The sequence below is a fragment of the Aquabacterium sp. genome (genome assembly GCF_014378415.1).
GTDB lineage: Bacteria > Pseudomonadota > Gammaproteobacteria > Burkholderiales > Burkholderiaceae_C > Aquabacterium.
Window position 1 is genome coordinate 1 of the sequence record NZ_JACMNS010000087.1, and the last position, 10,780, is coordinate 10,780.

Annotated in this window: 10 protein-coding genes; 7 read left to right on the forward strand and 3 right to left on the reverse strand. The window is 63.8% G+C overall.

Annotation, left to right across the window (positions count from 1 at the left end; genetic code table 11):
* The 6 genes from H7225_RS07840 to coq7 form a co-directional block, all read left to right on the forward strand.
* Positions 1–486, forward strand: a 486-nt coding sequence (locus H7225_RS07840; protein ID WP_290660537.1) for a rod shape-determining protein, incomplete at its 5' end; no start/stop codon positions are given.
* A gap of 63 nt (positions 487–549) precedes the next feature.
* On the forward strand, positions 550–1,560 hold the full coding sequence (gene mreC / locus H7225_RS07845) for a rod shape-determining protein MreC (protein ID WP_290660539.1): 1,011 nt from the start codon (positions 550–552) through the stop codon (positions 1,558–1,560).
* Positions 1,557–2,072: a rod shape-determining protein MreD gene (mreD, locus tag H7225_RS07850; RefSeq protein WP_290660541.1), complete on the forward strand. Its 516-nt coding sequence runs from the start codon at positions 1,557–1,559 to the stop codon at positions 2,070–2,072. Before mreC ends, mreD begins: the two co-directional genes overlap by 4 nt.
* Positions 2,073–2,091: 19 nt before the next feature.
* A complete protein-coding gene (gene mrdA / locus H7225_RS07855) occupies positions 2,092–4,125 on the forward strand; it encodes a penicillin-binding protein 2 (RefSeq protein ID WP_290660542.1) in 2,034 nt (677 codons plus the stop codon).
* Positions 4,122–5,282: a rod shape-determining protein RodA gene (gene rodA / locus H7225_RS07860; RefSeq protein WP_290660544.1), complete on the forward strand. Its 1,161-nt coding sequence runs from the start codon at positions 4,122–4,124 to the stop codon at positions 5,280–5,282. Before mrdA ends, rodA begins: the two co-directional genes overlap by 4 nt.
* 10 nt (positions 5,283–5,292) lie before the next feature.
* A complete protein-coding gene (gene coq7, locus H7225_RS07865) occupies positions 5,293–5,964 on the forward strand; it encodes a 2-polyprenyl-3-methyl-6-methoxy-1,4-benzoquinone monooxygenase (protein ID WP_290660546.1) in 672 nt (223 codons plus the stop codon).
* A 16-nt stretch (positions 5,965–5,980) separates the two neighbouring features.
* Here the strand turns inward: coq7 and H7225_RS07870 are convergent, their stop codons facing one another.
* Both H7225_RS07870 and H7225_RS07875 read right to left on the reverse strand, forming a co-directional pair.
* Complete coding sequence (locus tag H7225_RS07870) at positions 5,981–6,403, reverse strand: OsmC family protein (protein ID WP_290660548.1); 423 nt, start codon at positions 6,401–6,403, stop codon at positions 5,981–5,983.
* 233 nt (positions 6,404–6,636) lie between these two features.
* Positions 6,637–8,721 carry a UvrD-helicase domain-containing protein gene (locus H7225_RS07875; protein WP_290660550.1) on the reverse strand — a complete coding sequence of 695 codons (2,085 nt, stop codon included), beginning with the start codon at positions 8,719–8,721 and terminating at the stop codon, positions 6,637–6,639.
* A 301-nt stretch (positions 8,722–9,022) separates the two neighbouring features.
* Between H7225_RS07875 and H7225_RS07880 the strand changes: the two genes are divergently transcribed.
* The gene (locus H7225_RS07880; protein WP_290660552.1) at positions 9,023–9,649 is read left to right on the forward strand and encodes a PEP-CTERM sorting domain-containing protein; all 627 of its coding nucleotides are present in this window, start codon (positions 9,023–9,025) and stop codon (positions 9,647–9,649) included.
* A 102-nt stretch (positions 9,650–9,751) separates the two neighbouring features.
* Here H7225_RS07880 and H7225_RS07885 read toward each other — a convergent pair.
* Positions 9,752–10,780, reverse strand: a 1,029-nt coding sequence (locus H7225_RS07885) for an alpha/beta fold hydrolase (RefSeq protein WP_290660554.1), incomplete at its 5' end; no start/stop codon positions are given.

Here is a 10,780-nt window from a genome sequence, read left to right on the forward strand (position 1 = left end):
AGCGTCCGCGTCGGTGGCGACAAATTCGACGAGGCCATCATCAACTACATCCGTCGCAACTACGGCATGTTGATCGGCGAGCCGACGGCCGAGGCGATCAAGAAGAACATCGGCAGCGCCTTCCCGGGTTCCGAGGTCAAGGAAATGGAAGTCAAGGGCCGCAACTTGGCCGAGGGCGTGCCGCGCAGCTTCACCATCTCGTCCAACGAGATTCTGGAAGCGCTGACCGACCCGTTGAACCAGATCGTTTCCGCTGTCAAGAACGCGCTCGAACAAACCCCGCCCGAGCTGGGCGCCGACATCGCCGAACGCGGCATGATGCTGACCGGCGGCGGCGCGCTGTTGAGAGACCTGGACCGACTGCTGGCTGAAGAAACCGGCCTGCCGGTGCTGGTGGCCGAAGAGCCGCTGACCTGCGTGGTGCGCGGTTGCGGCATGGCCCTGGAGCGCATGGACCGCCTGGGCAGCATCTTCACATCGGAATAAGCTGGTGACACGGTGAGCACCGCTGGCTAGCGCGGTGCCTGCCTTTTTGCGCGGGAACGCTGCATGCCCCTGGTCACACTGGATCGCTCACCCCCGCCCTTCTTCAAGCAAGGGCCGTCGGCGTTCACGCGGCTGATGTTTTTCTCGGCCCTGGCCATCTTTTTGATGGTGGCCGACGCACGCTGGAAGGTGACCCAGCCTTTGCGCGCCGTGGTGGCCACCATGCTGCAGCCAGTGCAAAGCATGCTGCTGGCGCCGCAGGCCTGGTGGGCCGATGCCTCGCACTACACGGCGGGCCTGGAGGCCGCGCGGCTGGATCAACATCAGGCCCAGAAAAAATCTGCGGCCCAGGCCGAGCGCGCGATGCGCGTTGATCAACTGGAACGCGAGAACGCCCGCCTTCGCGAGTTGTTGGCGCTGCGCCCCCGCGTCAATGTCCAGTCCCAGGCCGCCGAGGTCTTGTACGACGCGCCCGATCCGTTTACCCGCAAGGTGGTCATCGACCAGGGCAGCCACCACGGCGTGATCCTGGGCTCGCCCGTGATCGACGAGTTGGGCGTGCTGGGCCAGGTCACACGCGTCTACCCCCTCACGTCCGAGGTGACGCTGGTCACCGACAAGGATGCGGCCGTGCCCGTGGTGAACAGCCGCACCCGCCAGCGCGGCGTGGCTTACGGGACGCCGCAGGTGTTGGGCATGGAGTTGCGCTTCATGGCCGGCAATGCCGACGTGCAGATGGGCGACGAGCTGCAAACCTCCGGCCTGGATGGCATCTACCCGGCGGGCTTGCCCGTGGCCAAGGTGGCGCGCGTGGACCGCCGCGCCGATTCGGCTTTTGCGCGCATCGTGCTGACGCCCAAGGCCCAACCCGACAACTCGCGCCACGTGCTGTTGCTGCACCCGGTTTCCGACCAGTTGCCTGATCGGCCGTCGGAGGCTGAAACCATCGCGGCTTCTGCCTCGGCCCCGGCCCCCGCCGCCAGCACGCAGCACCACGCCAAGGCCGAATCCGCCGTCCACGCGGCTCGCCAACCCAGCACCGCCCACCCTGCCGCTTCAGGAGCCAAACCATGATGCCGCGTGGCAGTCCGCTGCTGATGCCAGTCAACCCGGTGTTCATCTGGGTAACGCTGTTGCTGGCCTTCGCCTTCAACCTGATCCCGATGGGCCGCACCGGGGCGGTGCCCGACCTGTTGGCGGTGGCGCTGGTGTTCTGGAACGTTCATCAACCGCGCCGGGTTGGCGTGGGCGTGGCCTTCGCCTTTGGCGTGTTCATGGACGTGCACCAGGGCGCCTTGTTGGGCCAGCACGCCTTGGCCTACACGCTGCTGAGCTACTCGGCCATCGCGGTGCACCGGCGCTTGTTGTGGTTCACTGTGGGTTCGCAGGCCGTGCAGATCCTGCCCTTGTTCATCGCGGCGCACATGGTGTCCTTGCTGGTGCGTTTGATCGCGGGCGCGGGCTTCCCGGGCTGGACCCTGATGGTGGCGCCTTTGCTGGAGTCCGCCTTGTGGCCGGTGGTCACCTTCCTGTTGCTGGCGCCGCAGCGCCGTGCGCCCGACCGCGACAAGAACCGTCCGCTGTGAGCCAGCCCTTGATCTGTCCATGACCGAAATCAAGAATCTCAAGCAGGAACTGGGGCGTTTTCGCGCCCGCGTGTGGGCCGCGGTCGGATTCGTGCTGTTTTGCTTTGCCTTGCTGGTCTCACGCCTGCTGGTGCTGCAGGTCAGCCGCCACGACGAGCTGTCCACCCAGGCCGAGAATAACCGAATTGCCGTGGTGCCCATCGTGCCCAATCGGGGCCTGATCGTCGACCGCAACGGCGTGGTGCTGGCCAACAATTACTCGGCCTACACGCTGGAGATCACGCCCTCCAAGGTCGACAACGTCGAGGCCACCATTGACGAGTTGGCCAAGATCGTCGAAGTGGCCCCGCGTGACCGCCGCCGCTTCAAACGCTTGCGTGAGGAGTCCAAGAGCTTCGAGTCCATCCCCATCCGCACCCGCCTGACCGACACCGAGGTGGCGCGCTTCACGGCTCAGCGTTTTCGCTTCCCTGGGGTGGACATCCAGGCGCGTTTGTTCCGCCACTACCCCTATGGCGAGCTGGCCAGCCACGTGCTGGGCTACATCGGCCGCATCAACATCAAGGAAAAAGAAGCCATCGAAGATTGGCCCGAAGAAGAGCAGGCCAACTACCGGGGCACCGATTACATCGGCAAGCTGGGCATCGAGCAGAACTACGAGCGCGAACTGCATGGCCTGACCGGCGTGGAAGAGGTGGAAACCAGCGCGGGCGGTCGGGCCGTGCGCCGACTGCGCTCTAGGCCGCCCACGCCGGGCAACACGGTGCACATGGCGATCGACATCAAGTTGCAGGCTCTGATTGAGCGCCTGTATGGCACCCGCCGTGGGGCCCTGGTGGCGATTGATCCGCGCAACGGCGAGGTGCTGGCTTTCGTCAGCAAGCCCACCTTCGACCCCAACCTGTTCGTCGATGGCATCGACAGCGAGAACTGGAAAGAGCTGAACGAGTCGCCCGACAAACCCTTGCTCAACCGGGCCTTGCGTGGCACCTACCCGCCGGGCTCCACCTTCAAGCCTTTCATGGCGCTGGCCGCCCTGAACACCGGCAAGCGCAGCGCCACCATGAGCATGTATGACAGCGGCGTCTTCATGTTCGGCGGCCACAAGTTCCGCAGCCCGGAGAACGAGCAGACCGGCATGGTGGACATGCGCCGGGCCATCGTCAAATCCAGCAACGTGTATTTTTATTCCTTGGCCAATGAGTTGGGCGTGGACCTGATCCACAGCCAGATGAGCCCCCTGGGGTTTGGGCGGTTGACGGGCATTGACCTCAAGGGTGAGGTGACTGGCCTGTTGCCTTCGACCGATTGGAAGCGCCGCGCTTACAAGAAGCCTGAGCAGCGCCGCTGGTACGCGGGCGAAACCATCTCGTTGGGCATCGGGCAGGGCTACAACAGCTTCACCATGTTGCAGATGGCCTCGGCCTTGTCCACCATGGTGTCCGATGGGCGGCGCTACGAGCCGCGCCTGGTGCGCGAGATCGAAGACGTGCTCACCCGCGAAAAACGCGTGGTCTCCAGCCAGGCCCTGGTGCCGCTGGCCTTCAAGCCCGAGCACACCGCCTTCATCCGCGAAGCCATGCATGGCGTGACGCAAGAGGGCACCTCGACCCGCGTGTTCCTGGGCGCGACCTATGCCAGCGGTGGCAAGACCGGCACAGCCCAGGCCGTGGGTTTGAAGAAGAATGAAAAATACGTGGCCTCGCGCATGGATGAATACCAACGCGACCACTCTCTGTACGAAGCCTTCGCGCCGGTCGACCAACCCCGCATCGCCTTGACCGTGATCGTGGAGAACGCCGGTTTTGGCGCCGAGGCCGCCGCGCCCATCGCGCGCCGCGTGCTCGACTACCTGCTGCTGGGCCAGTACCCCAGCGAAGAAGACATCGAGGCCGTGCGGCAAGGCAAGGGTGGGCCGCCCATCGGCGTACCTCGCAAGGTTGCCGAGGTGTCCATGCCCCACGGCCAGGACGCGTTTGGCGGCGATGTGCCCCTGCCGGCTTCGGCGTCTGCCCCGGCGGCCGCCTCTTCCTCACCCGCGAGCGCGCCATGAACGGATCGTTTGATCAGCCCTCCCTGTGGCAACGCGTCAAGCCCATCTTCCTGGGCTTTGACCTGCCGCTGCTGATCGCGGTCTTGTTCCTGTGCGGGGTTGGCTTGTTCACCATGTACTCGGTGGGCTACGACCATGGCACCCGTTTCATCGACCAGTCGCGCAACATGGCGCTGGCCTTCATCGTGTTGTTCCTGGCCGCGCAAGTGCCGCCGCAACGCTTGATGGCATTGGCCGTGCCGCTGTACATGGCGGGTGTGCTGCTGTTGATCATCACGGCCTTGCCGCACGTGGGCATCACCAAGAAAGGTGCCACGCGCTGGCTCAACGTGGGCATGGTCATCCAGCCCAGCGAGATCCTCAAGATCGCGATGCCGCTGATGCTGGCCTGGTGGTTCCAGCGCCGTGAAGGCCAACTGCGCGGTTTGGACTTCGCGGTGGCCGGATTGCTGCTGGCCATTCCCGTGGGCCTGATCATGAGGCAGCCCGACCTGGGCACCTCGCTGCTGGTGCTGTCGGCGGGCGTGTACGTGATTTTTTTCGCGGGGCTGAACTGGAAGTTGATCCTGCCTGTGGTCTTGCTGGCCGCGGCCGGGATCACCGCGCTGGTCATGTCCGAGGCCAAAATCTGCCAGCCGGGCGTGGAGTGGGTGGGCCTGCACGATTATCAGAAAAACCGCGTCTGCACCTTGCTCGACCCCACCACCGATCCGCTGGGCAAGGGCTTTCACATCATCCAGGGCATGATCGCCATCGGCTCGGGCGGGCTCACTGGCAAGGGTTTCATGAAGGGCACGCAGACCCACCTGGAGTTCATCCCTGAGCGCACCACCGATTTCATCTTCGCGGCGTTTTCAGAGGAGCAGGGCCTGGTCGGCTGCCTGCTGTTGATCGCGGGGTTCCTGGCCCTCATCTTCCGAGGTTTGATGATCGCAGCGCAGGCGCCCACGCTGTTCTCGCGCCTGCTGGCGGGCAGCGTGTCGCTCAGTTTTTTCACCTACGCCTTCGTCAACATGGGCATGGTCAGTGGCATCCTGCCCGTCGTGGGTGTGCCCTTGCCCTTCATCAGTTATGGTGGCACGGCGATGGTCACCCTGGGCCTGGCCTTGGGCATGCTGATGTCCATTGCCAAGAGTCGTGGATTGATGCAGCGCTAACATGGGCAACATGATGTCATCTACAGCTCCGTCGGCCACTGTGGGCCGTGACCACTCTCCGGTTGATCACATTCTGATCGCGCTTGATTCAGCGCTGCGCACGGCGTTTGCCGATCACAGTGCTTCGCGCCCGTGTCCGCAGCCACAGGTGGTGGACAGCACACCCTTGACCGAGGGCGAGAAGCGCCACGCCGCCGCCCTCATGCGGGTCAACCACGTGGGCGAGGTGTGCGCGCAGGCCCTTTACGCCTCACAGGCCCTGGGCACCCGAGACCAGGCCTTGAAGGCCCAGTTCGACGCCGCCGCCCGTGAAGAAACCGACCACCTGGCCTGGACCGAGCAGCGCCTGCGCGAACTGGGCGGCCGCACTAGCCGGCTCAACCCGCTTTGGTACGCCGGGTCTTTCGCGCTGGGCTTGCTGGCGGCGCGCGCGGGCGACAAAGTCAGCTTGGGTTTCGTGGTCGAGACCGAACGCCAGGTCGAGCAGCACCTGGACGGGCACCTTGCGTCCTTGCCCGCAGGGGATCATCCCTCACGCGCCATCGTGACCCAGATGCGGGATGACGAGGCCGAGCATGCCCGGGCGGCGCTCAAAGCCGGCGCGGTGGCGTTGCCAGCCCCGGTGCGGGGCCTCATGCGCCTGGCCGCCAAGGTCATGACGACCACGGCGCACTACCTCTGATTGGTTTTGGGCCGAGTCAGGCCGCCACGAGCTCGAAGCTGGTCGTGATCTCGGCCGTTTTGCCCAGCATGATGCTGGCCGAACAGTATTTCTCGTGCGACATTTGAATCGCGCGTTGAACGGCGGCCTCGGTCAGGTTCACGCCCGTCACCACGAAGTGCATGTGGATCTTGGTGAAGACCTTGGGGTCAGTGTCGGCCCGTTCGCTGGTGAGCTTGAGCTGGCAGCCGCGCACATCATGGCGCCCCCGTTTGAGGATCAAGACCACGTCATAAGCCGTGCAGCCGCCCGTGCCCGCCAGCACGGTCTCCATGGGGCGAGGCGCCAGGTTGCGCCCGCCGCCATCGGGGGCGCCGTCCATCATCAAGGTGTGACCGCTGCCGGTTTCGGCCAGAAAAGCCATGCCCGCCGAGGGTTGCCAGTGAATGGTGCATTCCATGTGTTTGCTTCCAGAGGTCTCAAAAGGGTTAAATTTTGCACAAAGAAACAATTCTGCGGGAAACCCCTTGTGCCATTTTCTGGTAAAGATTACAATTTTTTTCATGGGTGTGGAACTTTTTACCGGTTCCCTGGTCAGACACCCAGCTTGTTTCATTTGTCTCCTCCACTCCTCCATTCATTTGGCGGATTTCAAAACCCGGAATCGTTCGATTTCGGGTTTTTTTTGTGCCTTCAGGGTTCCATGGGCTTGGCGCTGGCTGATTTGGCCGCCAGCTCCTCCCGCTGTCGGCGCAATTTTTCGCGTGGATTCTCTACCGGCCCACCTTCGTTCAGCTTCATCTCGGCGATGAAACGGCTGGGGATGGCCACGATCAGCTCGCGCCCCTTCTTGCGGCGCTTGAGCGTGCTGACCGCCAGGCTCAGCCGGGCGCGCGTGATGCCCACGTACATTAGCCGCCGCTCTTCTTCCAATCGATCAGGGGTGATCTCGTTGGCTTCGTTGTTGAACGGCAATGAGCCTTCGTTCACGCCCGCCAGCACCACGTGCGGCCACTCCAATCCCTTGGACGCATGCAGAGTCGACAAGGTCACCACATTGGGGTCGCCGCCCCGGTCGGCCAGGCTGGTGATCAGCGAGATGGTCTGGGCCACCTCGATCACGTTTTTTCGCTCGATCTCAACCGTCATGCCACCGTCGTTCTCGATCTCGCCGCCACAGCGCTTGGCAATCCAGTCGATGAAATCCATGACGTTGGCCCAGCGGCTGGCGGCGATTTTCTCGCTTTCGGCCTCGTCGTACAGGTGCTGTTCATAGCCGATGTCCTTGAGCCACTCCATCAGCAGCACCTTCGCATCTTCGTTGCCCGAGGTGGTGCGGGCGCGGTGGTCCAGCTCGTTCACAAAGCGGCCGAACTCGTGCAACGAGTCGATGGCGCGCGCGTTCAACGAGCCTGACAACGATTCAGCGAACAGCGCCTCGTACAGGCTGACCTTCCACTTGCCGGCGAACTCGCCCAGCGAGCCCAGGGTCTGGTGGCCAATGCCGCGCTTGGGCGTGGTCACGGCGCGCAAAAACGCCGGGTCGTCGTCGTTGTTGACCAGCAGGCGCAGCCAGGCGCACAGGTCCTTGATCTCGGCCCGGTCGAAAAAGCTTTGTCCGCCCGACACCTTGTAGGGGATGTTGGCCTTGCGCAGCGCCTTTTCAAAGGCTTTGGCCTGGAAGTTGGCGCGGTACAGAATGGCGAAATCGCTCCAGGGGGCGGCCACGGTGGAGCCCGTGGCGCCCGCATGCAGCGCCACGATTCGGCCCACGGCGCGCTCGGCCTCGTGCTCTTCGTTGTCGCACTCAACCACCTTGACCGGCTCGCCCTCGCCCAGGTCGCTCCACAAGGTCTTTGGGTACAACTTGGGGTTCAGGGCGATGACGTGGTTGGCCGCCCGCAGGATGGCGCTGGTCGAGCGGTAGTTCTGCTCCAGCGGGATCACTTTCAGCTGCGGAAAATCCTGCGGCAGGCGCTTGAGGTTGTCCAGGGTGGCGCCGCGCCAGCCGTAGATGGATTGGTCGTCGTCGCCCACGGCGGTGAAGATGCCCCGCTCGCCCACCAGCAGCTTGAGCAGGTCGTACTGCGTGGCGTTGGTGTCCTGGTATTCGTCGACCAGCACGTGGCGCAGGTTGCGCTGCCACTTGGCGCGCACGTGCTCGTGGTCGGCCAGCAGCTTCATCGACAGGCCAATCAGATCGTCAAAGTCGACCGCCTGGTAGGCCATCAGGCGCTCTTCGTACAGGCGCATGACGCGGGCGCAGACGCGTTCGTCGTCGTTCTCGGCGGCGCCTTCGGCCTGGGCGCTGTTCAGGCCCTGGTTCTTCCAGCTGCTGATGGTCCATTGCCAGCGCTTGGCCTGCGCCGCGTCGGTGGTGCCGCCCGCGTCGCGGATGATGCCCAGCACGTCGTCGCTGTCCATGATCGAGAACTTGGGTTTCAGGCCCAGGGCCTCGCCATCTTCGCGCAGCAGGCGCACGCCCAGCGAGTGGAAGGTGCAGACCAGCAGTTTGCTGGCGGCCTTGCCCCCGACCAGCGCCTTGGCGCGTTCGCGCATCTCAAGCGCGGCCTTGTTGGTGAAAGTGATGGCCGCGATCTGTGAAGGCGCCAGGTCGGCGCCGTGACCGGGCTGCAGCAGCCGTGCGATCTTCTGGGTGATGACGCGGGTTTTGCCCGAACCGGCCCCGGCCAGAACCAGGCAGGGGCCATCAAGGTGGAGCACGGCGGCCATCTGGGCCGGATTGAGGGTAGAGGCTGGGCTGGGAGAGGCGGACACAAAAACACTGATTCCTGGGGTACACGGGCCACACAGCATAGTGCACAGTTGGGGTGGCGTATCGACGGGTAATTTGCCGCTCTCCAGCCTTGGTTTGGGCACGGTTTTCAGTCTTGGACCCCTTGAACGGGGGGTCGGCAAAACCCTCTTGGTCGTCGGGCGTTGCACAGCTAATATTTACAGAGTCGGGGCTATATCACGAAATGATTCCAGTCACCGCTTCCGACATCTTCCGCGAGGAGAGGAGCTTTTTATGATACAAAATCTGCGAAGAATAGCAGTGGCGACAGGTCTGGCGGCAATGGCGATTGCCTCTGCGGCAAATGCTGCTGTGCTGCAACAAGCCAGCTACACCTACGATTTCAAGACGTTCTATGACACGTCTACGCCCTACAATCCTTTCGACACCAAGACGCTGCTCGATTCAGTGGCCTCGTTGTCCATCAAGGACATCACTGGTGGCGTTGAGATCAAGCTGACGGAAAACGTAACTTCGTTTCCGCAAAAGACCACTGCTGGCACCTTGGTGGACAGCCTGTGGTTGAACGGTAACTGGGGTACGGTCGCAGGCGGCGGTGTTACCGGTGGCGCCACTTTCCTGAGTTTGCCCTCCATCTTCAAGGATGGCGGTTACATCTACAACGGCAGCATCAACTTTGCTGGCACGGGTGTCACTGAAGGCAGTTCAGCCACGTTCACCATCAAGGGTACAGGCGTCTCTGCCTACAACTTTGCCAAATCGAGCAATGTGCCCATGATCGAACTGTCGAACGTCGGCGGCATCTACAACACCACCCAGTCGGTTGGCAAAGTGTCCTTCGTGGGCACCATTGCAGCGACTATCCCTGAGCCAGGCACTTACGTGCTGATGGGCCTGGGTCTGGCTGGTGTGGCCTTGGTCAGTCGCCGCGCTCGTCGCGCTGCCTGATCTTGCCTGGCGGGTTCTCCCGCTCGGCAAACGCCATGAAAAAAGCCCCACTTCGGCGGGGCTTTTTTCATGGCGTTTGCCGCGTGGCAGGCCAGTGCGCCCTCAAAGGCTCGCCACGAATTCGCCCACCAGGTCGGAGAACGCCGAGGGGTTCTCGGCGGCACTGAGGTGCGCGCAACCGCTCAGGGTCACTAATTGCGATCGGGCAATGCCCCGTGCCAGCACCGAGGCCATCTCCAGGGGCGTGCTCTCATCTCGTTCGCCCGCGATGATCAGCGTGGGCACACGGATCTGGTTCAGCTGCGAGGTGAGGTCGATTTCACAGATGGCGATCGCGCAGGCAATGTAGCCTTCCGGATCGGTGGCCTCCAGCAAGCGCTGGTGACGTGCCACGGTGGCGGAGTGTGTCTGGCGGAACGACTCGCTGAAAAAGCGGGCCATCGTGCTGGTGCTGACCGCGCCCAGCCCATGGGACTCCACCGTGGCGATGCGCTGTCCGATGGCCACGCGCCCAGATTCCGGGTAAGCGCTGGTGGTGTTGGACAGCACCAGTGCCTTGACCTTTTCCGGGTGGCGGATTGCCAGTTCCTGACCAATCATGCCGCCCATCGACAGGCCGACCCAGATCACGGGCTCTTGGGCCACTTCGTCGATCAGGCGGGCGGCGTCGGCGGCCAATTCGGCCAGGCTCAGGGGATCGTTGGGGATTTGCGAGCGGCCATGGCCTCGGGTGTCCGGGCAGATGACGCGGCAAGTGGCCGCCAGGTCGTTGGCCACGGCATCCCACATGCTGCTGTCCTGGCCCAGCGCGTGGCTGAGGACCACGGTGTGGGCGGCCTCATCGCCGTTGCGCGCCTCGCGCACGGTGGCGTGCAATTTGGGGCGGGTGCTGGTGAAGACCGACCGGCCCACGCCCGGGTGCCAGGCTTCGGTGGCAGGGCGGGGCGGGGGCTCGATGCCCAGCTCTTTCATGATGCCCAGGGCCCGCGCAAATCCGGTGTTGGCGGCGGGCACGCCAGCGTAGATCGAGATCTGGATCAGGGCCTCGCGCACTTCTTCCACGCTCAGGGTGTGCGCGTTGCCGGGCGTCAAGGCGCCCCGCAAGTGGATGTCGAACTCGTCCCAGCGGCC

Excerpts from the sequence above, each read along its gene's own strand:
- mreC (WP_290660539.1), top strand. The coding sequence starts at position 550 with ATGCCCCTGGTCACACTGGATCGCTCACCCCCGCCCTTCTTCAAGCAA.
- mreD (WP_290660541.1), top strand. The coding sequence starts at position 1,557 with ATGATGCCGCGTGGCAGTCCGCTGCTGATGCCAGTCAACCCGGTGTTC.
- mrdA (WP_290660542.1), top strand. The coding sequence starts at position 2,092 with ATGACCGAAATCAAGAATCTCAAGCAGGAACTGGGGCGTTTTCGCGCC.
- rodA (WP_290660544.1), top strand. The coding sequence starts at position 4,122 with ATGAACGGATCGTTTGATCAGCCCTCCCTGTGGCAACGCGTCAAGCCC.
- coq7 (WP_290660546.1), top strand. The coding sequence starts at position 5,293 with ATGATGTCATCTACAGCTCCGTCGGCCACTGTGGGCCGTGACCACTCT.
- H7225_RS07870 (WP_290660548.1), bottom strand. The coding sequence starts at position 6,403 with ATGGAATGCACCATTCACTGGCAACCCTCGGCGGGCATGGCTTTTCTG.
- H7225_RS07880 (WP_290660552.1), top strand. The coding sequence starts at position 9,023 with ATGGCGATTGCCTCTGCGGCAAATGCTGCTGTGCTGCAACAAGCCAGC.